The following is a 21,778-nucleotide window of genomic DNA, read 5'->3' as shown; positions in this document are numbered from 1 at the left end:
CTCCTTGTACAAGCAAAAAAAGTCCTGCATGGAATGTGGACAACCGCATATGTATGAAAGAAATGAGATGTTGACTACAACTGCCTGAAGCGAGGAAACGATGTGAAGAAGCAAACCTTTATCCAAGGCACATTAATCCTGCTGGCAGCCGGATTAATAAACCGAATACTCGGATTTATCCCCCGCATTATGCTGCCGAGAATAATCGGAGCAGAGGGCGTTGGCATATATCAGCTTGGATACCCATTCCTGCTCGTTATGCTGACGCTCATAACTGGCGGAGTACCGCTCGCTGTCTCTAAGCTGGTTGCGGAGTCAGACTCCCGAGGAGATACTGCCCGCTCTTATCAGATCATGCGCACCGCTCTGCTGCTTACCACTACTGCGGGGGTCATCTTATCAGGTATCTGCCTTCTGCTGGCGCCGTGGGTTACTTCCCATCTCTTGACGGACAAACGAGTTTACAACACGTTTATGGTCATGACCCCTATCATTGTCTTGGTCGCGATATCTTCTGTGCTGCGCGGATACTTCCAGGGAAAGCAGAACATGATTCCGACTGCGACTTCACAGGTCACCGAAACGTTGATACGGATCGTTGGCATTATCGCCTGCGCTTACTTGTTGCTGCCTTACGGTCTAGAATGGGCGGCGGCGGGAGCAATGATCGGTGTTGTTCTTGGCGAGCTTGGCGGGCTTGGCGTGCTAGTGTACGAGCTGTACCGTTCCCGAAGGTCATCCGCGCCGCATGCAGCTGTGCAACCAGCTCATCGCGAATCGCGCAGCATCCTTAGAATTGCGCTCCCGGTAACAGGTGGCAAGCTGGTTGGATCCTTGTCCTATCTCCTGGAGTCCATCACGATTGCGCGAAGCCTAGTCATTGCAGGCATTGCTACAACTACTGCCACAGCACTGTATGGCGCGCTGCAAGGAATGGTCATGCCTCTGCTGCTTCTGCCTGGAGCGCTGACCTATTCGCTCTCCGTATCACTCGTGCCTTCTCTCTCGGAAGCTTACGGCAGAAAAGACATGAAAACAATTCATTTGAGACTGCATCAAGCTATTCGCTTGGCCCTTGTTTCCGGTGCTCCCTTTGCGGTAGTCATGTTCGTGTTGGCACTGCCTATATGCACACTGCTCTATAACGACCCCTCAGTAGCACCTATGCTTCGCTGGCTAGCACCGATTGCCATCTTTATATATGTGCAATCACCTCTGCAAGCAGCCTTGCAAGCCTTGGACCGACCAGGCACCGCACTTATAAATACACTGATCGGTGCCGCAGTTAAGATCATCCTGATCCTCCAGCTGGCTTCACTGCCTTCATTAGGGATGAAAGGCGCTATCTTAGCTATCTGTGCCAATACGATCCTTGTTACGGTGCTGCATTCCGTCTTCATCATGAGCTCCATCAAGCTGAAATTTCCATGGATCGATCTGTTTAAGATCCTAATCGCCATGATTATTATGGCGGGAGCGGTGCAATATGTGTATATCCACCTCCCCTTTGGCGATAGTCATGTCATCCTTCGGTTCATTAGTGCTTGTACAATCGGCTTGCTCCTCTATCTGTTGCTGCTCGTCATCATGAAATTAATCGATCGTGATGATCTGACAAGAGTACCCATCATCAAACGATGGTTCGTTAAGAATACGACAACCTAATGCTCCGGCACCCCAAAGATGCGCTCCCCTTACTTGAGCGCATCTTTCTTATCTACATATATGTAACCTTTGTGGTCAATTGAGCAGAGAAATACTTCTTTGAAGTCCCTTACGCCTTTCTGATGGATCTGACCCTTGAGCCAGAATCGAGTCTTATTGATTCGTTCTAGATTCTCATCAATAACTCTACCGTCCATGATGAGCGGCAGCGGCAGCTCTGTAAACCGAACTTGTTTCGAATTACGGATAACAGGCTGTGAACCGCTTGAACGCTTTCCCTTTCCATTGCTGTTCTGATCCGCAGCACTGTTCAAAGAACTTGATTGACTAGCTGTCGAGCATTTTCCATCCAACATCTCCAAGCTGCCGCTTATCCCGGATGTGTTCTGTTCTCCGCTATTATCATTGACTGAATCTGGAGAGTTCGTATCTTTCATAAAGAGCGTCAGCTTGCCAGTCGACTCCATAATTGCGTATTCAATGAGATCCAGGTTGTCCACACCTTGTTCTCTAAGCTGCTGCATCAAGTCATTCAGGTTATAGCGCAGCCTTTTCATTTCGTCTCGATTCAGATGTCCTTGCGCAATAATAATGCTTGGCTTGCCATCGAACCATGTTCTTGCACGATTGTTCTTTAGCGTTACCCAAGCAAGCGTTATTTGCACGATCACGAGAACAACCATCGGTACGATGGATTCCCACAACGGCTTCTTCGTATCCTCAATAGCAAATACCGCAATTTCCGCAATCATGATGGAGATAACGAGATCGAACACGGACAGCTTGCCGATTTCTCGCTTTCCCATAATTCGAAGTATGACAAATACAATGAAATACATGAGAACTGTATGCCATACGTGATTCCAAAGCTCCATCAACAGCGTCCTCCTCACTTACAACATGGTGTGAATGATCATGCCTCGGTTCATCGCTTTCAATGGTATTCTGACCTCGTGTTATAAGGGTCATACTCCCTATCATCATGTGATTATTGGCAGATGTATCATAGATTCTGTCCGTTCAGATGATCAAGCTCTAATGAAGCATTTCCTACTAAAGAAAGCGCCTACTTGTACTATTTTCAACAGCTTGACCATACGATGGATACAAAGAGCAAGTAAGGGAGGATTCGCCATGAATTCCATACAGCGTGTCACGCAAGGACCATTGAAGCATCCATTGGTGGCAGGTGTATTTTATGGTTTTATTTGGTTGGCGCTAGAAGCTCTAGCATTGTCCATATTGTTATCAACTGGCTCTGCGGGTGAGGACAATCTTGTGCGCTATACGTATCTGGTACACAGTATCGCATGCTTATTCGGAGGCTTTACATCTGGAAGGAGAAGCGGTAAGAAAGGATGGTACTTTGGCGGCATAACAGGGGTAATCTATATGCTGCTTGTACTCATCATTGCCTTTCTGGCGGTCGATGTTAAGCTCGGGCTGGATAAATGGCTGCTCGTGTTAGCAGCGTTCGCAGTAGGGTCGCTGGGTGGAATAATTGGTGTAAACATGAAGAAAGGGCGTAAATAAGGATGTATACCTAATATTTAGCAAAATATATACATTATTTTCACTAATCCCTCTTTACTCTGTGATATACTTTGTTAGTTAACACCATAAGAAACAGATAAATTAGGGGGATCTTAATGTTTCAATTCCAATCCTTACAGACCGTCTCGATCTGGACAGCGATTGTTGTTGTACTGTTCATTTGGTTTGGCACTCTAAAGAATCCTATTGCAGTCATTTCTGCGTTTATTCGAACGTTGCGAACGTCTAAGGCATTTTTAATTGCTGTTATTGGAATGCTGCTCATCTTACTAATCAATAATGTCGAGCTTCATCTCGAAAAACTTATTCCCGTCACATGGGATTTTACACCTGTCATTTATAACCTTGAAGGAGACTTCGTTCTCTCGTTGCAGAAGCTGTTTTCTAACCCTTATGTGACTAGAATTGTTGGCTTTTTCTATCTAGTTGTTTTTCAAGCGCTAATCGTTAGTTCACTCGGAATTTATGTCGCTTCAGGCCAAACGAAGCTGGCAACCGCTGTCTGCTATGCGGTTACGCTGAATTATTTGATCGCGATACCCTTTTACTTGTTCGTACCGGTTAATGAAGTCTGGTCCTACTCTCCAACTGGCGTAACATTTCAAATGTTGGACGTGTTCCCATCCTTTGAGGAACAGTACAGACAATTGTCCGGACTCGACAACTGTTTCCCAAGTCTTCACACCTCGATCTCGGTGACAGTCGCTCTACTAGCGCTTCGTTCCGGAATTCGGCGTTGGCAGTGGGTTGCTAGCATTAGTGCAGTTGTGATTCTATTTTCGATCTTTTATTTAGGCATTCACTGGCTCACAGATATGGTCGCGGGTGTAACCCTAGCTGTGTTTGCTAGCTGGGCAGGCATGAGATTGGCTGGAGTTCGTGCATCCGAAGGCAGCTTATTGCAGACAGACACAGTGGCTCAACAGCAGTATAGCGTAGACCGTTCCAGCTGAATCTAATAAAGTCACTTCTAGACGAGTACCCTATGAATAGCTAAGGGCCTCTCCCTATACGGGAGAGGCCCTTTATTGACTATTGGTCATGATTAAGCTGTTGTGCTCTCTTCGGAAGAAGTGACATGGCTGATCGAGCTGCGATCAAACGTCAATTTCGTAACATCATTAACACGCAGAATCACAGTATCTTCTGTCAGCTCCAGAATGGTGCCGTGAAGTCCTCCGATTGTGATTACTTTATCGCCTTTCTTAATCGCACTCAACATCGCATTGCGCTGCTTCTGCTTCTTCTGTTGTGGACGAATAAGCAAGAAATAGAATACCGCGATCATCAGTACGAATGGCAGTAACATCGTAAAAATGTTACCTGTTGGTGCTGGTGTTCCTGCTTGAGCTAAAAACATTTAAATTTTCCCCTTCCTCATTACGATCTGTGTAAAGATATCAAGCTGTCCGATAGTTCGGCCAGCTTGTCCATCCTGAAAGATTAGAAGCCGCTCTCATTACGGTCCATGCCGTAACTTTCAAAGAATTCGTCACGGAAATCTCGCAAGCGATCCTCTCGGATAGCTTCTCGAACCTGACGCATCAAGTTCAGTAAGAAGTGCAAATTATGATACGTTGTCAGTCGCAATCCAAATGTCTCATCTGCTTTAATCAGATGACGCAAATACGCTCTGGAATAATTGCGGCATGTATAGCAATCGCACTTCGGATCCAGCGGCCCAAAGTCGCGAGCGTACTTGGCATTGCGCACGACGAGTCGGCCTTCGCTCGTCATCGTCGTACCGTTGCGGGCAATTCGTGTTGGAAGCACGCAGTCGAACATATCGACACCGCGCATCGCTCCCTCGATCAGCGCATCAGGTGATCCGACTCCCATCAGATAGCGAGGCTTGCCAGTTGGAAGCAGCGGCATCGTGGAATCGAGCACCTCATACATCAAATGCTTCGGTTCACCTACGCTTAATCCCCCAATAGCATACCCTGGAAAATCCATCGAAGTCAAATCCATGGCGCTTTGTTTGCGCAAATCTTCATACATTCCACCTTGCACAATCGCAAACAAGGCTTGGTCATGCGGTCGCGCATGACTCTTCAAGCATCTTTCCGCCCAGCGAGTCGTTCTCTCCAGAGAATGCTTCACGTATGCGTGATCAGCAGGATAAGGCGCGCACTCGTCAAATGCCATCATAATATCCGGCCCGAGCGCATTTTGAATCTCCATTACTTTTTCCGGGGACAAGAACAGCTTGTCTCCATTCAGATGAGAACGGAAATGTACGCCCTCTTCTTCAATCTTACGCATATCACTCAAGCTGAATACCTGAAATCCGCCGCTATCTGTTAATATTGCGCGATCCCAGTTCATAAACTTATGCAGACCGCCCGCTTCGCGAACAATCTCATGCCCTGGACGCAAGAACAGATGATATGTATTGCTCAAAATAATACGCGCTTCCATGTCTTTGAGCTCTTCAGGGCTCATCGTCTTCACAGTTGCAAGTGTACCAACCGGCATAAAGATCGGAGTTTCAAAAGAGCCGTGCGGCGTATGCACACGACCAAGACGAGCACCGGTCTGCTTGCAAGTCTTAATTAACTCATATGTTACTGCTGCCATGTATGCCATCATCCTCAATTAATTGTCGTTCATCAACATCCTAGTATATCGAAAAAAGAACGATGTGCCAAACGTTATCGCGACAATTTAGTAAATAAACATTGCATCTCCGAAGCTAAAGAAGCGGTACTCCAGCTTAACAGCTTCCTCATAGGCAGCCAGTATCCGTTCACGACCGGCCAGCGCGCTGACGAGCATCACTAATGTCGACTTCGGCAGATGAAAATTCGTGATTAATGCATCTACAACCTTGAACTCGTACCCAGGATACATAAAGATATCGGTCCAGCCGCTGCAAGCCTGCATATGTTCTGCATCTGAGAAGCGTCCTGCCGCTGTTTCTAACGTACGCGCCGAGGTTGTGCCCACAGCTATAATACGTCCGCCGTTTCGCTTCGTTTCATGAATAAGTTGTACAGTTTCTTCCGGTACTTCATAGTATTCCGCATGCATGACATGCTCCTCTACCCGCTCTGCAGACATTGGACGGAATGTGCCGAGTCCAACATGCAGCGTAACCGCCGCGATCCGTACGCCCTTATCCTTTAATTGCTCCATTAATTGCGTCGTAAAATGAAGACCTGCCGTAGGCGCCGCTGCTGATCCTTCATGCTTCGCATATACGGTCTGATATCGTTCCTTATCTTCCAGTTGCGCTTTAATATAAGGAGGGAGCGGCATCTGTCCGAGTCGATCCAATATTTCCTGGAATATCCCTTCATATTCAAACCGAAGCACGCGTCCGCCCATATCACGCTCTTCTTCCACTGTCGCTTTGAGCTCATCGCCAAACATAACGACTGCGCCCTTCTTCATACGCTTAGCAGGCTTTACGAGAGCTTCCCAACGATTCTCTCCTTCCTGCTTCAGCAGGAGCACTTCAACCTTTGCCCCTGTGTCAGGCTTCACTCCGAACAGTCGAGCCGGAATGACTCTGGTGTCATTAACGACCAATAGATCCCCAGGCTCGATCATATCCACGATGTCCGCAAAATGATAATGTCCAATTTCACCTGTGCCGCGATTTAAGGTTAACAGCCTCGAAGCTGTTCGATCTAGAAGCGGTGTTTGTGCGATTAAATGTTCTGGTAAATGATAATCAAATAAGTCCACGTTCATAATTTTGACCGTCCTATCGTTTCACTAACTCTACATCTTTATAATAGTATTTCAATATTTGCTCGTAGTCATACCCTTGATCTGCCAATCCTTTAGCGCCCCATTGGGATAAGCCTACACCGTGGCCATATCCTTTCCCTTTGAATACAAAGGAAGGCTGTGAAGTCAATACTCTAGCTTCACCATTGCCATTCAGCACGACCGTGCCGTCCTTAAGCGCTTGACTGCCTGATGCGCTCGCACTGACAGCAGCTTTACCGCCTATGCCATTCATGTCAACCTTCTTGCCGCCTGCGCCTACTACCGTATAACTACTGCTTGATTCTACTTCGAACAAGGTGCTTGGCAACCCGCCAAATGCGCCTCGGAAGCTATCCGGCGAGCTGACTTCAATGTTGACGCCATTGACTTCCATCTTCGTCACTCGGCCGGAAGGACCTCGTTCTGTTACTTCAAGCTTATATGCCGGACCTGAAAAATCAGTCTTCGTCTTCTTCAGCATTTGCGCAATCTCTTCCCCTGTATAAGGTCCGCGCACCCAGGAATACTCTGTAGATTCCGGCACTGTTGCCAATATAGTGAGCGGAGTTTGCTTGCTTACTTTTTCGACTGGCGCTACCGTGGATTGAACAGCCGGGATTGGCCGTATATTCGTGTCCTCTTCTACTGCATAAGCAATCTCGAAGCCGGCTCCGTTCTTCTTAGCCGCCTTCGTAACGACATCTTCACGAACATAGCCTACCTTGCCAGACGGTAATGCGACATAATACCAATTCTTCTTGCCGGCTTGAACGACATCATCAGGACTTTCTACTACTTGGAACCAGCCGTAGGAACCTCCCCACACCTCGCTCGGATCGGCGGTGATACCGCCTGCATTCGAATTGAAGATGGATTCGATCAGCTTGCCGTCCTGCATGAGTACCATACCCTCAGTCGCTTCAACCGCTTCCTTAACTCTAGGGTGCTCCTTCTCGACTCCATAATAGGCTTGGCTCAATGTCGTATCAACAACATTCGCGATCTCAAACTTGCCGTTCTGGTACAGGGCAAAGGTTCTTGCCGCTACAGCCTGTGCCTTCAACGCCTCTAATGGCCAAGAGGTGTAGACCTCTCCTCCTACAACCGACACCAAGTATTGCTCTAACGGAAGCTCGTTCACCAACGAGAGCTCGCCATTATGGGCGCCAACCTCCATCATGCCGCGATATGTGCGATCATAGCGCTCTTTTACTTTAATCGTTGATGAGCTCTGTACCGCCCATTTCTGATCTCCATATACTTTATATCGAGGTATCGTGCCAGATCCGGTATCTTCTAACGTATGTATGATTGCGCCTGTTGATTGTACCGAACTAACACTCACCGACCCTGCTTTACTGCTGATGCTTCCCTTCAGAGCTTCCAGCTCTGAAGCGGATGAAGCTTGTCCTACCCATACCGAAGTTACATGTTTGCCGCTGCTTACCATGGAAACGACGTAAGCGTCAAAGTCCGCGTCCAGCAGCAGCTTCTGAACTTTCTTAGCTTCATCAATCGAGCTATAGATACCAGCTTGCAAATAATTCGGACCTACTACCTGGGGTTGATATCCCTTTAATAAATTGCTTAAGGTGCTGTCGTTCTGCAGCTTCTTCAATTGTTCAGCAGCTTGACTCTGAGTTGAGTATTCCCCTGCGTATACAGCATAGAAGGTCGCGCCGCGTCTCGTAAATTGAAGCATGTAAGCTGAATTAGTGGCTTGTACACGCTTTAGCACTGCTTGCGCAGCGGCACGGTCTTTCGATTCGAATACTTTCACCTGATAGCTGTCCAAGCTGAATCTCGCTTGTTCGTTTCCAAGGTTGACTTGCCCATTCGCTGCTCGCGCTTTGAACGTCAATCCTTCTGGAGAAGACAAAGTAACCTGCTTTGCATGACCTGGAGAGCGGCTGCCTAGATTAGCAAACAGCGCAACTCGAATCATTTCACCTGCAGAAGCCGCCATTTCAGTTGTAGAGGCTCCTTGTGCTGTATCTCCTTCTTGAGCATAAGCTATTCCAGTGCCCGTGATGGGGGCCAGCGGGCCGCCAGTCAGAACTGTACCCACCAGCAGCACCGTGCCCATCACCGCACCTATTAAGGCATGACGCCAACTGCGTTTCTCCGCCTTGTACGTCGAATTCATCACTTTCATTGCCCGCTTCATTCCCTTCCTTCTATCTCAAGTATGTGTCACCCTAATTAGACGCGATTGCATGTCCATTAGTTCTTATCGGGGAATGGAATGCCCAGATGGGCATACGCCTTAGGTGTTGCTACACGTCCGCGCGGCGTGCGCTGCAAGAAGCCAATCTGCAGCAGATACGGCTCGTAAACGTCTTCGATCGTCTGACCTTCTTCACCAATTGTCGCCGCGATCGTATCTAGTCCCACTGGACCTCCGCGGAAGCTGTTGATCATCGCCTGCAGCATCTTATGATCGATCGAATCGAGACCGAGCGGATCGACCTGAATCAATTCAAGCGCCAGCTTGGCAAGCTCCGCGGTAATGATTCCGTCTCCTCTCACCTGAGCGAAGTCACGTACCCGCTTCAGCAAGCGATTCGCGATCCGCGGTGTTCCCCGAGAACGCACAGCGATCTCGTACGCTGCGTCGCCAACAATCTCGACGCCAAGAATATCCGCAGCGCGCGACACGATGAAGCTAAGCTCGTCCGTGTTGTAATATTCCAATCTGCTGACAACACCGAATCGATCCCGCAGTGGAGCAGAGAGCAAGCCGGCGCGAGTCGTCGCTCCGATCAGCGTGAACTTAGGCAGATCAAGACGAACTGAGCGCGCGCTCGGCCCCTTACCGATGATAATATCGAGCGCGAAGTCTTCCATTGCAGGATACAGCACTTCTTCTACCGTTCGGTGCAGCCGATGCACCTCATCAATAAACAGTACATCGCCTTCCTGCAGATTCGTTAATAGTGCGGCCAGATCGCCTGGTCGTTCGATCGCAGGACCGGAAGTGGTCCGAATATTAACACCAAGCTCGTTCGCGATAATATTCGATAAAGTGGTCTTGCCGAGTCCAGGCGGTCCATACAACAGCACATGATCCAACGCTTCCTTGCGCATCTTGGCCGCTTCTATAAACACCTTCAGATTGTCCTTAACTTGGGACTGACCGATGTATTCAGCCAGATAACGCGGTCGCAAGCTTAGCTCCACCGCTGAATCTTCCATCATAAAGTTGGCTGATATGATGCGTTCATCCATGTGTCAATCCTCCTTAACCGGTAAACAGCGCTTGCAGCGCCTTCTTCATCAAGGAATCAACGCTTTCATCCGCGTGAACGCGATGCTGCAGCTCATTCCATACCTTATCGAGCTCCACATCTCTATAGCCGAGCGCTTTCAGCGCTTCTCGCGCCTCGCCCCATGATGGATGCTCATCATCATTAACCATTACTGGCGTATCTACAAATAATGATTGGCCCATCTGCTGCAGATCCAAGCCGATGTTATCCAGCTTGTCCTTTAGATCCAGCACAAGGCGCTGCGCTGTCTTCTTGCCGATGCCAGGCAGCTTCGTCAAATAGGTCAGGTTATCCTGCTGAATCGCCATTACGAGCGTCTCCGGCTTGCCGCCAGCCAGCATGCCAAGCGCCACCTTCGGTCCGACTCCGCTTACTTCGATTAAGCGGCGAAACAGCCTCTGTTCTTCACGCGTGCTGAAGCCGAACAGCAGCATCGCATCCTCACGCACATGATGATGCGTATAAACTGTCACTTCCCCTTCAGACTTGCTGAGCACGTATGGATTCGGACAGAACACACGATATCCGATTCCATTAACATCGACCACTACACTATCGTTCTCCATATGGACTACGCGTCCGCGCACAAAATCTATCATCGCAACAATGCTCCGTTCACTTGATCTTGAAATCCGCTGAAATGGCCGTGACAGATCGCTACAGCGAGCGCATCGGCTACATCGTCCGGCTTCGGAACTTCCTTCAGCTTCAGGAAGATGCGCACCATCTCCTGCACTTGCTTCTTCTCGGCTTTGCCGTAACCGACAATCGCTTGTTTAATCTGCATCGGCGTATATTCTGCAATCGGTATCCCGCGCTTCGCTGCCGCGAGAATAATGACTCCGCGCGCTTGCCCGACCGTGAACGCAGTCGTCACGTTGCGATTGAAGAACAGCTTCTCCACCGCCATTACGTCAGGCTTGAACTGATCCAACAATTGCTCCGCTGCTTCAAATACTTGCAACAGCCTAATCTCAGGCGCAGTAGTGGAAAGCGTCTGAATAGAGCCGTATTGCACCGGCACCATACGGCTCCCCTGTTTATCCACAAACCCAAAGCCCACGATCGCGATCCCCGGGTCAATTCCTAAAATGCGCAAAAAAACCTCTCCCTTGCCGATATCCATGCCATATGCTGCATTCATCTTAGAATCATCAAATACGATCCTGGACGAATTCAGCACAAGCGAACATATGTGTTCACTCCATTATAGCATAGATCAGAAGGAAGAGAATGAAGCAGGATGCCTAAATGCAGTTTTTCTGTGCGTCAATATTTATAACGTCATTGCATTGCAAGCTTCTCCTTATACACAAAAAAAGGGCAGTCTCCCAGTCATTCATTGACCTTCAAGACTACCCTGCCTGATTATGAGGATTCTGCGATTGCTTCTTCTTCGCGAATCGTTTTGCGTTTGAAGCTGCTCTTCAGCATTGGCGGTGTTACCAATGTCGTCACGATGACGACGATGACCATCGGTGTAAAGTAACGTTGATCAAACAATCCGCCCGCCAAACCGGTTGTTGCTATAATGAGTGCAACCTCGCCGCGTGATACCATTCCCGCTCCAATACTGATCGAGCTCTTCATATCAAATCCTGTTAAGCGAGCTCCAAGTCCGCAGCCTGCCAGCTTCGTTAATATGGCAATCAAGGTGAACGCAATGATAAACCATGCATACTCACCGATTCCTACAAAGGTTACCTTAAGACCGACGCTTACGAAAAATACCGGAACAAAAATCGCATAGGCGATGGGTTCAATTCGATGTTCAACCTCATGCTTGAACTTCGTCTGCGATATCGCTATACCTGCTGCGAATGAACCAATAATCGCCGCAATCCCCAACTCTTCGGCCGCATATGCAAATGCAAAGCAGACGATTAGCGCCGCGCTGATAACCACTTCTGAAACGTTTAGTCTAGCCATCCATTTCATGACGCGTGGAACAACGAACCACCCGACCAACAATGCACCTGCGAAGAAAATAACTTTCGTACCTATAATGTATGCGATTGAAGTGTCCTCCGAACCGCCGAGAAAGCTCATCATAAATGCAAGCAAGATAACGACCAGCACATCATCTACAACTGCCGCACCAAGAATCGTCGTTCCTTCACGCGTGCTGAGCGCGTTCATTTCCTTTAACGTTTGGACCGAAATACTTACAGATGTCGCACAGAGCAGCAGCCCGATGAACAATGACTGTGTCTGGTCTAAGCCAAATGCAACCCCGCCCAAATAGCCGAAAATAAGCGGCGCAATAATTCCGCCAACCGCTACAGCAAACGAGGATTTCCAATTTTTCTTCAGTTCATCCAGATCTGTCTCAAGCCCCGCGATAAACATCAAGAGGATAACGCCAATCTCAGCAAGTTCCGTGATGAGATGATCTTCAGTTACCCAGCCGAGCACTGCAGGTCCCAGTATGATCCCGACGATTAATTTACCCAGAACCGCAGGTTGTCCTATTCGAAACGATAATTCTCCGGCAAGTTTAGTTGCTGTAATGATAATGAGTAATGTGAGTACCAAGTCCATTGGCATTCTCCTTTCCACATGAGTTAGTATTACCCCAATTATTTGTTGATGGTGTGATCGGGTTATATAATTTCTTCCAATGGTCAATCTACTCTCAATAGCAAGCTGCTGTTTTCAGCCAATAAAAAGAGGACATCGTTTACCGACGTCCTCGCACTATTGCCTACCGGTCTAAATTCGTTAAGGCATCTGTGATGGTTTCAATACCTCGCTGGTAGCCTCCACTGCGTAATCACTGAAAGTAGAAATGACACTATTGTATTCCTCAATGTCCGAGATGCGTATTCCAGCGCGCAGCTGTTTCAGCACTTGAGGCGGAAGCGAGCTTTCCATTGATTCTATATCCAATTGAAAGAAGGTTCGAATCACATTGTCCGATTCGGGCTCGCCGTCATACAGCGTGAGATTCCCCTCATTATCCATGCCAATAAAGGCATTATCCTTGCATGTCTCTGACAACTCATTGCGATGTTCTTCCAGCACAACTCGCCCAGCAGCATCTATAGACGCCTCCCAATCGGGATGTTCAAGTACGAGTTGAATGATATCCGTTGACGTTTTCTTTCCCATTACTGCATCACGCTTCCCGCATACATATTGTATGCGATGAACAACTGTATATTTTGAGTTTCTCTGATTCAGCTGCTTCATAACCTGCTGAGTAGCTTCTGAAGGCACTTTATCTCCTTCTTGCAGGAGCATGAACGTTTCTTGTGCGCGTTGTATCCTATTGTTCTCGCTATTCGCCAGCTCGCGTGCATCTTTCGTCACTTTAAGGCCATAGCCGAACGCTGTTAATGTAATAATAATTAGAGCAAGCGACCATAGCGGACGTTTCCAACGCTTCATTTTCTTCTTCAGCTGATTCAGTCGTGATGTTGCTTGGGAATTGGTATGATCATCATGTGCCATTACGATCCCCTTCATTCATCTTTTTTACTAGTGTGACCAGATGAAGGGGGTGGTTATACTTAAATCCGCTGCAGGTAAATGATATTGTTTCGCTAAATTGACGCAGACTGCTGCATCCAGCTGCTTCTATTCGTATTCCGGATCACCACTAGTAGCAATAATGCTGAACTAAGCAGTACAACGGAGAGAATCGGCCAAGCGATCGAATAAGATACCGGTTGCCCTGCCAACCCCATCTGCGCAGCATCGTTCAAGCGTGAAGGGATCCATGCCCAATCGGCTGGAAGATAGCTGCCCATGATCATCGTGACAAATACAAAAATTATAGTAACAACCGCACCAATTGCAGGCTGATCTATCATTCCGCTGACCGCAACTGCAAGTGTCGCAATAAACATGAGCCATAGTAAGGAATAAGCGCCGCCTTGCAAAGCTGGTGTCATACTAACTGTTCCGATGAGCACATTCGTATAATACCACGTTCCTGCATAACCAATTATAAATGAAGGAATCGTCAGCGACATTGCGCCCATCCATTTCGCTAGTACATAACGGTGCACAGGAATTGCCTTTACCATATAATGAAGTGCTACTCCATGTTGTATTTCCCCGGAAATAGTACCCATCAACGTGAGCGCTATGACGATAACTCCGACAAGATTGAATTGACTTAGTGTTTGTGCCAGTACCTCGCCAGGCGCAGGTGATGCTAGCTGAGCTAAAAGCTCTGGGGGAATGCTGCCTGCACTTGAGAGCAGTTGAGGCATAAGCTTGGTCGCAATCGGTTGTGATATACCGAGAACGAGGAACACTAATGGAACCCATATCAATCTGTAGCTGCGCCACAAGTACAGTAATTCCTTCTTATATATAATTGCTGTGTGTCCTCCCGAAGCCGACTTCATGATGTCACCGCCTCCATAAAGAATGATTCCAACCCCCCTGCTTCATATCGAAGCAAAGGAATATCATCCTGCGCCACGCGCTGCAATATTTCACGTCTAGCCGAGTCGATATCATTGACTTTGAGGGAAGCACTCGCGCCTTCGATCATAATTGAGGTAACACCTTGCACTGAACCCAAACCTTTGAGCCAGTTCATCGCAGCTTCTACTGCCTGCACCTCAACATTTAATACTTTGCTGTCCCCGCGCTTGCGAATCTCATTCCATTCTCCTTGCACGACGACCTTCCCGTTCTTCAGGATCACAAGGTCATCACACAGTTCCTCCGCATCATGTAAGATGTGCGTAGAGAACAGTACTGTTGTTTTCTCCTTTATGCGGCGCAGAAGCTGCATGACCTCCCGTCTCCCGAATGGATCTAATGCGGAAACAGGCTCATCCAATATGAGTAATTCAGGAGCGTGAATCATGGCTTGCGCAAGCCCCAGCCGCTGCTTCATTCCGCCTGAGTAGCCGCTGATCGATCGATTAGCGGCCTCACTTAAGCCAACCTGTTCGAGCCAATCCGCCGCACGTTTTTTTATCTCGCCAGCAGGCACCCCTGACAAGCCAGCCATCATCTCTAACCATTCTCTGCCCTTCATCCAGCCATGAAACTGCGGATACTGCGGAAGGTAGCCAATGTAGGGCCTTAGATCGCCGTCATATGCCTTCCCTACCGCGTCAAGTTTGCGAATAGCGCCTGATGTCGGCTTCAGCAGCCCAGCTATCATGTTCAAAGTTGTTGTTTTTCCTGCTCCATTTGGGCCTATTAGCGCAGTGCAGCGCCCTTGCTGAATCGTAAAGCTGACCTGATTCACAGACAGCTGATCGCCATAACGCTTACTCAAGGCTTCAATCTTGAATTGCCGCATGTTAACGCTCCTTCTTTCCAAAGATGAAGTACACGATGCTGCCAAACATTTGTCCCAACACAATAATGAGTGCCCACATCCATTTGGGGCCGTTTACCCGATCAGCTCGCACCAATGAAATGAGCGCAAATATGACCAATACCAACTGAATGACGATTAGCGGGGCTATTGCAGCCCATGGTACTTGGTCCAATGACTCCCATGTATTCATCTTTCTCTCACTCCTCAACGATTATTGTCGTTTACGCCAAGGCTTCGCTACAAATAAGAGATATAAGAGCCCTGGAGTAGGCACGTTAATAAAGCCCCACAGCGCCCATAGCCAAGGAAAATGCCCATTTTTGCGAGCATGAAGGAAGATCCAGGTCCCTTGAATGAGCAATGCAGCTATTATCGTAGTCCATAACCAAAGGGGAATATCATGTAAAGTATGTTCCGTATTCATGTTATTTCCCCTTTCTTAGATGCGGGAGAATGGTCGATCTCACAACAATAGCACCAACTCCCACACAGACTAGCACGGACTGGAATATGAGATACGCGTTAAGGCTTCGTTCAGCCAATAAGTAGCCGCCTGCCAGCAGTATGATAGCAAGCGTCCACAGCACGGCTAAGTCTCGCCATAGTTTGTACTTCATAATCTGACGCTGCTGCTTCAGTAACATGTTCAAATGAGCAGATGAAGGCGCATGTTTCTCATGGCTCCATCCGTCGACCTGCTCCCACGCTGCATTCAGCCGGGTATCTATCGCTGTGTCATGCTTCTCGACTCCTGTTGGTTCTTGCTGCTTGTCATTCATCTCCACCCATCTCCTTTCTCAGCTCTAGCAACGAATAATGTACGCGAGATTTGACCGTTCCCTCGCTGCACTTCATCATTTCCGCAATCTCGGGATAGGTATATCCGTAATAATGCTTCAACAATAAGGAAGCTCGATGTTCTGGCGACAGCCTGCTGAGCTGGTCCAGCGTCTCGCTCCACTCGTATCGATCAGCTTCCATCTGGAAACGCAACGCTCTTGCAGCCTGCTCCTGCCAGCGGTGCTCGACTCGCTTACGACGCAGCATATCCATATAGATGCGTGTCGCAATTGTAATCAACCAAGAAGAAAATCGCGACGTTCCATTGTATGTATAGAGCTTCTCCATGCTGCGCACCATCGTATCCTGTACGATATCTTCTGAAAGCACAGGATTCATCGTCAGCTTCAATACATAGCTTCGCAGAATGGGGTAATTGTCATGCAGAAGGAGTGCCAGTGCATCCGTATTCCCCCGCTTCGCTAACGCTATATTGTCCTGCTCATTCAACGGATGTCACGATCCCTTCCTGTATCTTTTGACTGCAGTCACCATTAATACGATTTGGTTCTAGCAATCGTTCAAAACCATAATCATTTATTTAGCAATTCAACAGTTCCATTCCATATAAATGATATTGATTCCTGCGAAATATAAAAAAAGAGTGCTCACTCGTACTATACTAATAGTCTAGTCGATTGAACACCCAATGCCTAACTTATGTTATTCCATGCTGTTAAATGAATATGCGCATTGATCCTATAAACAAACAAAAACCGTCGGCATATAACCAACGGTTTCTCATGTACTGGTCGGGATGACACGATTTGAACATGCGACCCCCTGGTCCCAAACCAGGTGCTCTACCAAGCTGAGCTACATCCCGAACTTATGGTGCCGGTGAGAGGACTCGAACCTCCACGGTTTCCCTCACGATTTTGAGTCGCGCGCGTCTGCCATTCCGCCACACCGGCATATGATATTAAAAGTGGCGTGCCTTGAGAGATTCGAACTCCCGACCTTTTGATTCGTAGTCAAACGCTCTATCCAGCTGAGCTAAAGGCACATATTCTGGAGCGGACAACGGGATTCGAACCCGCGACCCTCGCCTTGGCAAGGCGATACTCTACCACTGAGCTATGTCCGCATATCTTCTATTCTCTTCCATTATCTCGCTCGTTCGTATATTTCGTTCTCGCGAGGACAATAATTAATATAACAAATCCTCAGCCAAATTGCAAACTTATTTCCGAAAATATTTAATGGTATTTAGTACCACACATTGTTCGTTTTGCAAAAAGCATAAACCGTAACCTAATATCTCAACAGCACATATGTATGATTGATGACCTTCATGACTGGTCAACTTCTTGATATCACAAGGCCTGTAGGGCTTGGAGTTTACCTTATCCCTTCACAAACGACTCCAGAATACCTGCCGCACCCGCTACAGCTAATATCAAGGTAAATGGGATGGACACGATCTCAGGTACGAATAAATAAACGCCAACTATAAATACGGACGACCACACTCCCATACACCAGTAACAACTTAACAGCTTGCCCATAAAGGTATGGAACCATCCTCCCTTTTCTTCCATTACCGACATCAACTTTCCGCTCTCGTCTGTAACATACTGTTCTTTGATAAACGGACGGCGAATAAACGAAGTGATCTCATCAAACACAATTAAGCGGGTTAAACGATAACTGGCTAGCAGCAGCAATATAAATGTTAATCCATCTAAGCTCTTCATGCCGTCTCTCCTTTGGACCATCTCATTTCGGTTGCCATAAGTTTATGAGTTTGTCCACTTAGATAGAACGCTTATTTCAGCTCATTATCTATACGAATTACATTTACTTCAGTTGAGATCATGATCTCTACTTGGAATCAGGGGGTAAGTGATGACGGGAATGTTCATTATTCAATCTAGCAATCAATTGGAAGAGGTACTCGATCAATCCCATTTAAAGCCGCTGTTTTTATATAAACATAGCACGAATTGCGGCTCCAGCCGCGTGGCCCATACGGTAATCCATCAATTCATCATGGATCAGAAGCACATAGCTGACCACTTTCTATTCGCTATGATTCGGGTCATTGAAGAAAAGGCACTATCTATGCAAGCAGCATCCCTGCTTCATATTCCTCACTTATCGCCGCAAGTGATGTTAATTGTTGACCGTTCCTGCCTATGGCATGTTTCTCATCAGCACATCAATACTCCGAATCTGCATAATACCGCAGTGCATTATCTCTTACACGGGAAGAAACAATAGTAGGATATATGCAAACAGGGGCTATTTCTCCAGTTCGGTACTGAGAGAATAGCCCCATTTTTCTGAATATTCTTATTGGTAATCGATCACGACCATCTGGTGGCATTCCATCTGTGGAACCGTATAGCGAACTCCGGACGAAGTCTTGTCATAGCTGATATCTAGCATTTGCGGCGCCAAATATACTCTAGTAACCTCGTGCTGCGACAATTGCAGCTCCACTTCCACATTATACAGTGGATTAATATCTTCAATGATCTCGATTCTCTCCCCGCGTTTTACAGGTGAAGCGTACAGGAGGTGATGGATATAGCGCTTATCTTGCGCTTGATGCTGTACTGTCGTTACCCCCTGCGCAGGCAGCGTCGTCTTGAGAGTGAGATCGTCCCCAAGCAGGCGCCGCAGTGCGTACAGCACCATCTCCTTCAGGACAAGACTCCCCTTAGTCGCATAATCTTCGAATACGTTCCATGCGATATATATACCTTGGGCAGTCTCAACCATACCAGGACCGCCGTACTCTCCAGAATTCGGTGAATGTTGGTGCGAGCAGAAGCGGAATGCTTGGCGGTTGAAATAGGAATTCTCACGACTTCCAAGCTCTTCTCCATCGGTCAGCTCGATACGGCGGCCTTCACTGTACATGATAAATGCGGCTTCACCTAGATTAGGCAGTTTGAAATGAGGTCTGAAATAGTCCGGTCGAAGCGGATTTACACCTGCATCCTTGTAGCCAAGCGGCAGTACATTAGCTGTCATCTCTTCATTCAATCCGGATCTGCCTGACGCCAACACTTTACCACCATTATTCATAAATGCTTGAACCTTTGCGAGTATAGCTGGAGTCATAATAATAGCATCCGGTAATATAAGAACACGATAGCCGCTCCAATCCGATTCCACATCGACGATATTGAAAAGGATCTTGCCTTCCAGCAGCATACGGCTGACACCCATATCAATCTTGCCGGTAAACATGGCACCGTTATCCTGCGTTATACCAGCAGCTTCAACGGTTAATACGGCAACATCAGCTACATTGACTGTACCTGTACACCATGCTTCCTTCTGTTCAACTTCCGCGTATGCCTTTCCTATTAGCTCGTATGTCGCTTTATCCATCTCACCCTCAGGATGAAGCTGGTCGCCAATCGAGCAGCGAGCTCCGTTCGCCAGATTCAGAGCAGTCTCATAACGAAGCGCATTCGGATGCTTATATCCGCCGAATTCACCCCAGAACGTATGGAACTTGCCTGTCATCCCTAGGAAGTCCATCCCCATCTGCTGCACATAGCGTGCGGAAGAAGGAAAATGATCATATCCCCAACCACCAGTCGGCAGCGATTCAAGCTCAAGATGCGTGTTCATGCCCATGAGATCGCGGCGTCCTTGATGGATATGGCCTGCATTGTGAAACACGTTCAGACCTGGTTTAATCTCGTCGATCGCTTCACGAACGCGTTTCGTATAGTTGGCATAGATGCGGCGTCCATTTTCAATCACATGCTGCTTGTTCGTAGGATCCATGCCATCAGCAATCATCTGCTTCAAGCAGGTTGGACAATAGCATGTTCTTTCGCCGACAATATCGAGGAAGATGCCGTCAGCATCGTATTTGCGCACTACTTCTTGAATCTGCTTAATGACGATATCCAGGTAAGGCGTGTTCAAGCAAAACTGATGATATCCTGGCTGCAGCCACGAGCTGGACCAATTCGTACGATCTTCTTCGCTGCGCATCAGCCATTGAGAATAATCAACTGCACGTCTCTCATCCAGACCGACAGATAGATAGACAGGTACTTTGACGTTGATCTCATGCGCCGCTTCGATCTGTGCTGCCAATAGATCGTATGTAAGCTCTGGATGCATCACATTCTCTTCAGACGGGAAATACGCCCAACCATGATGACATTTAGCAAATACAGTTATGGAATCAACATGCCCAAGGCGAAGCATTTCCTGAAAATTTTCTTTGGAGAAATTTCTTCCGATAAACGGAATGTGTTCGGATGTGTGAAAATCGAGATGAACTTGTCTAAACCGCATCAGTATCCCCCTATAACATGACATTTTACACGATTCATTGTATCATCAACCTAGCAGCACGTATTTAACACAGCTTCCTCTTATTTATACAATATTCCGATGCTCGTGGAGTCACGGAGGTCATAACATGGGTCTACTAACTGAAATACAGCCGTATATCCGTGCAGCCCATAAATACAACTATAAAGGCTCGCGTGAAGAACAGCGGCGTAGAGGGTATACATACGCTTTCCATCTGTTCACAGATGGACATGGGCATATGGTCGTCAATGATGAACGGTATTCTGTGTCTTGCGGCACACTCATATTTGTACGTCCAGGCGAGCCTCATTCCTTCGAGCACATTCCCGGTGAGGCGATGGATGCCTGCAATATCTATTGCGATCTGTGGAGCGCTCCTGGCCCCGATCAGCCGACTTTTGCTTATGAGTGGAATTCATATGACGAGGGATGGCTGACAGAACGACAGCCCTGTGAGGAGCTCGATAAGATTCCAACGTGCATATCGCTTCGAGCCTACCCGCACTTGATTGAACTGTTGAATCAAACGCTTATTGCCTATAATCGTCAGGGAAAATATGCTTCAGAAGCTGCATCCTCGTGCTTCTATGCCTGGATGCTGCAGTGGAGTGATTGCATGCTTGAGGATCATCTTGCGGACTATCGCATTGCTCGAATCCTTGAGGAGATGGATCGGTATCCTGAGCAGCGGAAGTCCTATGAGTATTGGTGCGAACAGAGCGGACTTGAAAAATCGCAATTTTACCGTTTATTCAAGCTGGAGACGGGGATGTCTCCCAAAGCTTATATTCTCGACGCTCGTATGAAAAAGGCCGCCGTCCTTCTAATGGAAAGCAGCCGCTCCGTTACAGAAATCGCGTTGTCACTAGGGTATGATTCCGTGCATTATTTTACGAATCAATTCACTTCTATCTATGGGGTGAGTCCTACCTCTTACCGTTCAGGCCTGCGCAGCGCGGATACATTTCGTTGGAGTTGAACTGTATAGTCTTATAAACAAAAAACACTTACTCGATGAGTAAGTGTGTCATAGTCGATTATGGTGCGCGTGGAGGGACTTGAACCCCCACGGGAAACCCGCTAGATCCTAAGTCTAGTGCGTCTGCCAATTCCGCCACACGCGCACGATAAAAGTAATACTGGT

The 21,778-nt window shown here is 47.6% G+C and carries 23 protein-coding genes and 5 tRNA genes; 5 read left to right on the top strand and 23 right to left on the bottom strand.

What is annotated here, in order from left to right:
- The first annotated feature begins 102 nt into the window (after positions 1-102).
- Positions 103-1,665 carry a stage V sporulation protein B gene (gene spoVB, locus ACXX53_RS09510; protein ID WP_458568408.1) on the top strand — a complete coding sequence of 521 codons (1,563 nt, stop codon included), beginning with the start codon at positions 103-105 and terminating at the stop codon, positions 1,663-1,665.
- A 29-nt stretch (positions 1,666-1,694) separates the two neighbouring features.
- Here the strand turns inward: spoVB and ACXX53_RS09505 are convergent, their stop codons facing one another.
- The gene (locus ACXX53_RS09505) at positions 1,695-2,540 is read right to left on the bottom strand and encodes a DUF421 domain-containing protein (RefSeq protein ID WP_458568407.1); all 846 of its coding nucleotides are present in this window, start codon (positions 2,538-2,540) and stop codon (positions 1,695-1,697) included.
- Positions 2,541-2,799: 259 nt separating this feature from the next.
- Here ACXX53_RS09505 and ACXX53_RS09500 point away from each other — a divergent pair, with 259 nt between their 5' ends.
- Together ACXX53_RS09500 and ACXX53_RS09495 are read left to right on the top strand one after the other, a co-directional pair.
- A complete protein-coding gene (locus tag ACXX53_RS09500) occupies positions 2,800-3,198 on the top strand; it encodes a TIGR04086 family membrane protein (RefSeq protein ID WP_458568406.1) in 399 nt (132 codons plus the stop codon).
- A 116-nt stretch (positions 3,199-3,314) separates the two neighbouring features.
- A complete protein-coding gene (locus tag ACXX53_RS09495; protein ID WP_458568405.1) occupies positions 3,315-4,172 on the top strand; it encodes a phosphatase PAP2 family protein in 858 nt (285 codons plus the stop codon).
- A gap of 92 nt (positions 4,173-4,264) precedes the next feature.
- Here the strand turns inward: ACXX53_RS09495 and yajC are convergent, their stop codons facing one another.
- From yajC to ACXX53_RS09395, 20 genes are all read right to left on the bottom strand, one after another.
- Entirely contained in the window at positions 4,265-4,579 is a 315-nt protein-coding gene (gene yajC, locus ACXX53_RS09490; RefSeq protein ID WP_458568404.1) for a preprotein translocase subunit YajC, read from the bottom strand.
- A gap of 83 nt (positions 4,580-4,662) precedes the next feature.
- Complete coding sequence (tgt, locus tag ACXX53_RS09485; protein ID WP_458568403.1) at positions 4,663-5,799, bottom strand: tRNA guanosine(34) transglycosylase Tgt; 1,137 nt, start codon at positions 5,797-5,799, stop codon at positions 4,663-4,665.
- An 87-nt stretch (positions 5,800-5,886) separates the two neighbouring features.
- Positions 5,887-6,918 carry a tRNA preQ1(34) S-adenosylmethionine ribosyltransferase-isomerase QueA gene (queA, locus tag ACXX53_RS09480; protein ID WP_458568402.1) on the bottom strand — a complete coding sequence of 344 codons (1,032 nt, stop codon included), beginning with the start codon at positions 6,916-6,918 and terminating at the stop codon, positions 5,887-5,889.
- Between the two features lie 13 nt (positions 6,919-6,931).
- Positions 6,932-9,106, bottom strand: a complete 2,175-nt coding sequence (locus ACXX53_RS09475) for a SpoIID/LytB domain-containing protein (protein WP_458568401.1) — start codon at positions 9,104-9,106, stop codon at positions 6,932-6,934.
- Between the two features lie 56 nt (positions 9,107-9,162).
- Complete coding sequence (gene ruvB / locus ACXX53_RS09470; RefSeq protein WP_458568400.1) at positions 9,163-10,167, bottom strand: Holliday junction branch migration DNA helicase RuvB; 1,005 nt, start codon at positions 10,165-10,167, stop codon at positions 9,163-9,165.
- 13 nt (positions 10,168-10,180) lie between these two features.
- Positions 10,181-10,807 (bottom strand): Holliday junction branch migration protein RuvA, encoded by a 627-nt coding sequence (gene ruvA / locus ACXX53_RS09465; RefSeq protein ID WP_458568399.1) that lies wholly within the window; start codon positions 10,805-10,807, stop codon positions 10,181-10,183.
- Positions 10,804-11,307 carry a crossover junction endodeoxyribonuclease RuvC gene (ruvC, locus tag ACXX53_RS09460; RefSeq protein ID WP_458568729.1) on the bottom strand — a complete coding sequence of 168 codons (504 nt, stop codon included), beginning with the start codon at positions 11,305-11,307 and terminating at the stop codon, positions 10,804-10,806. Before ruvC ends, ruvA begins: the two co-directional genes overlap by 4 nt.
- 269 nt (positions 11,308-11,576) lie before the next feature.
- The gene (locus ACXX53_RS09455; protein WP_458568398.1) at positions 11,577-12,749 is read right to left on the bottom strand and encodes a cation:proton antiporter; all 1,173 of its coding nucleotides are present in this window, start codon (positions 12,747-12,749) and stop codon (positions 11,577-11,579) included.
- Between the two features lie 180 nt (positions 12,750-12,929).
- The gene (locus ACXX53_RS09450; RefSeq protein WP_458568397.1) at positions 12,930-13,661 is read right to left on the bottom strand and encodes a BofC C-terminal domain-containing protein; all 732 of its coding nucleotides are present in this window, start codon (positions 13,659-13,661) and stop codon (positions 12,930-12,932) included.
- Between the two features lie 92 nt (positions 13,662-13,753).
- Entirely contained in the window at positions 13,754-14,566 is an 813-nt protein-coding gene (locus ACXX53_RS09445; RefSeq protein WP_458568396.1) for an ABC transporter permease, read from the bottom strand.
- On the bottom strand, positions 14,563-15,480 hold the full coding sequence (locus tag ACXX53_RS09440) for an ABC transporter ATP-binding protein (protein WP_458568395.1): 918 nt from the start codon (positions 15,478-15,480) through the stop codon (positions 14,563-14,565). Before ACXX53_RS09440 ends, ACXX53_RS09445 begins: the two co-directional genes overlap by 4 nt.
- Before the next feature lies 1 nt (position 15,481).
- Entirely contained in the window at positions 15,482-15,691 is a 210-nt protein-coding gene (locus tag ACXX53_RS09435) for a PLD nuclease N-terminal domain-containing protein (RefSeq protein ID WP_458568394.1), read from the bottom strand.
- 21 nt (positions 15,692-15,712) lie between these two features.
- A complete protein-coding gene (locus ACXX53_RS09430; RefSeq protein WP_458568393.1) occupies positions 15,713-15,925 on the bottom strand; it encodes a sigmaY antisigma factor component in 213 nt (70 codons plus the stop codon).
- Position 15,926: 1 nt separating this feature from the next.
- Positions 15,927-16,280 (bottom strand): DUF5345 family protein, encoded by a 354-nt coding sequence (locus tag ACXX53_RS09425; protein WP_458568392.1) that lies wholly within the window; start codon positions 16,278-16,280, stop codon positions 15,927-15,929.
- Positions 16,273-16,791 (bottom strand): RNA polymerase sigma factor SigY, encoded by a 519-nt coding sequence (gene sigY, locus ACXX53_RS09420; RefSeq protein ID WP_458568391.1) that lies wholly within the window; start codon positions 16,789-16,791, stop codon positions 16,273-16,275. The genes ACXX53_RS09425 and sigY overlap by 8 nt, the downstream gene beginning before the upstream one ends.
- 299 nt (positions 16,792-17,090) lie before the next feature.
- Positions 17,091-17,167, bottom strand: a tRNA-Pro gene (locus ACXX53_RS09415).
- Positions 17,168-17,173: 6 nt separating this feature from the next.
- Positions 17,174-17,255, bottom strand: a tRNA-Leu gene (locus ACXX53_RS09410).
- A gap of 15 nt (positions 17,256-17,270) precedes the next feature.
- Positions 17,271-17,347: transfer RNA gene (locus tag ACXX53_RS09405), tRNA-Arg, on the bottom strand.
- Positions 17,348-17,353: 6 nt separating this feature from the next.
- Positions 17,354-17,428: transfer RNA gene (locus ACXX53_RS09400), tRNA-Gly, on the bottom strand.
- Positions 17,429-17,687: 259 nt separating this feature from the next.
- Positions 17,688-18,038 (bottom strand): DUF1360 domain-containing protein, encoded by a 351-nt coding sequence (locus tag ACXX53_RS09395; protein WP_458568390.1) that lies wholly within the window; start codon positions 18,036-18,038, stop codon positions 17,688-17,690.
- A 151-nt stretch (positions 18,039-18,189) separates the two neighbouring features.
- Between ACXX53_RS09395 and ytxJ the strand changes: the two genes are divergently transcribed.
- Positions 18,190-18,564, top strand: a complete 375-nt coding sequence (gene ytxJ / locus ACXX53_RS09390; RefSeq protein WP_458568389.1) for a bacillithiol system redox-active protein YtxJ — start codon at positions 18,190-18,192, stop codon at positions 18,562-18,564.
- A 72-nt stretch (positions 18,565-18,636) separates the two neighbouring features.
- Here the strand turns inward: ytxJ and ACXX53_RS09385 are convergent, their stop codons facing one another.
- Positions 18,637-20,613 carry an alpha-amylase family protein gene (locus tag ACXX53_RS09385; protein ID WP_458568388.1) on the bottom strand — a complete coding sequence of 659 codons (1,977 nt, stop codon included), beginning with the start codon at positions 20,611-20,613 and terminating at the stop codon, positions 18,637-18,639.
- A gap of 127 nt (positions 20,614-20,740) precedes the next feature.
- Here ACXX53_RS09385 and ACXX53_RS09380 point away from each other — a divergent pair, with 127 nt between their 5' ends.
- Entirely contained in the window at positions 20,741-21,613 is an 873-nt protein-coding gene (locus tag ACXX53_RS09380; protein ID WP_458568387.1) for an AraC family transcriptional regulator, read from the top strand.
- A gap of 61 nt (positions 21,614-21,674) precedes the next feature.
- Here the strand turns inward: ACXX53_RS09380 and ACXX53_RS09375 are convergent.
- Positions 21,675-21,758: transfer RNA gene (locus tag ACXX53_RS09375), tRNA-Leu, on the bottom strand.
- Between the last annotated feature and the right edge of the window lie 20 nt (positions 21,759-21,778).

This window comes from Paenibacillus marinisediminis (assembly GCF_054343325.1).
This window is presented reverse-complemented; position numbering and strand designations above follow the sequence as displayed.

What these genes read in the sequence shown, in the direction of transcription:
- ACXX53_RS09455 (WP_458568398.1), bottom strand. Translation starts at nt 12,749, where the DNA reads ATGGACTTGGTACTCACATTACTCATTATCATTACAGCAACTAAACTT.
- ACXX53_RS09500 (WP_458568406.1), top strand. Translation starts at nt 2,800, where the DNA reads ATGAATTCCATACAGCGTGTCACGCAAGGACCATTGAAGCATCCATTG.
- ACXX53_RS09440 (WP_458568395.1), bottom strand. Translation starts at nt 15,480, where the DNA reads ATGCGGCAATTCAAGATTGAAGCCTTGAGTAAGCGTTATGGCGATCAG.
- ruvB (WP_458568400.1), bottom strand. Translation starts at nt 10,167, where the DNA reads ATGGATGAACGCATCATATCAGCCAACTTTATGATGGAAGATTCAGCG.
- ACXX53_RS09385 (WP_458568388.1), bottom strand. Translation starts at nt 20,613, where the DNA reads ATGCGGTTTAGACAAGTTCATCTCGATTTTCACACATCCGAACACATT.
- ACXX53_RS09450 (WP_458568397.1), bottom strand. Translation starts at nt 13,661, where the DNA reads ATGGCACATGATGATCATACCAATTCCCAAGCAACATCACGACTGAAT.
- ACXX53_RS09425 (WP_458568392.1), bottom strand. Translation starts at nt 16,280, where the DNA reads ATGAATGACAAGCAGCAAGAACCAACAGGAGTCGAGAAGCATGACACA.
- ACXX53_RS09445 (WP_458568396.1), bottom strand. Translation starts at nt 14,566, where the DNA reads ATGAAGTCGGCTTCGGGAGGACACACAGCAATTATATATAAGAAGGAA.
- ACXX53_RS09505 (WP_458568407.1), bottom strand. Translation starts at nt 2,540, where the DNA reads ATGGAGCTTTGGAATCACGTATGGCATACAGTTCTCATGTATTTCATT.
- yajC (WP_458568404.1), bottom strand. Translation starts at nt 4,579, where the DNA reads ATGTTTTTAGCTCAAGCAGGAACACCAGCACCAACAGGTAACATTTTT.
- ACXX53_RS09495 (WP_458568405.1), top strand. Translation starts at nt 3,315, where the DNA reads ATGTTTCAATTCCAATCCTTACAGACCGTCTCGATCTGGACAGCGATT.
- ACXX53_RS09380 (WP_458568387.1), top strand. Translation starts at nt 20,741, where the DNA reads ATGGGTCTACTAACTGAAATACAGCCGTATATCCGTGCAGCCCATAAA.
- ACXX53_RS09430 (WP_458568393.1), bottom strand. Translation starts at nt 15,925, where the DNA reads ATGAATACGGAACATACTTTACATGATATTCCCCTTTGGTTATGGACT.
- ACXX53_RS09435 (WP_458568394.1), bottom strand. Translation starts at nt 15,691, where the DNA reads ATGAATACATGGGAGTCATTGGACCAAGTACCATGGGCTGCAATAGCC.
- ruvA (WP_458568399.1), bottom strand. Translation starts at nt 10,807, where the DNA reads ATGATAGATTTTGTGCGCGGACGCGTAGTCCATATGGAGAACGATAGT.
- tgt (WP_458568403.1), bottom strand. Translation starts at nt 5,799, where the DNA reads ATGGCAGCAGTAACATATGAGTTAATTAAGACTTGCAAGCAGACCGGT.
- ytxJ (WP_458568389.1), top strand. Translation starts at nt 18,190, where the DNA reads ATGACGGGAATGTTCATTATTCAATCTAGCAATCAATTGGAAGAGGTA.
- ACXX53_RS09395 (WP_458568390.1), bottom strand. Translation starts at nt 18,038, where the DNA reads ATGAAGAGCTTAGATGGATTAACATTTATATTGCTGCTGCTAGCCAGT.
- queA (WP_458568402.1), bottom strand. Translation starts at nt 6,918, where the DNA reads ATGAACGTGGACTTATTTGATTATCATTTACCAGAACATTTAATCGCA.
- ACXX53_RS09475 (WP_458568401.1), bottom strand. Translation starts at nt 9,106, where the DNA reads ATGAAGCGGGCAATGAAAGTGATGAATTCGACGTACAAGGCGGAGAAA.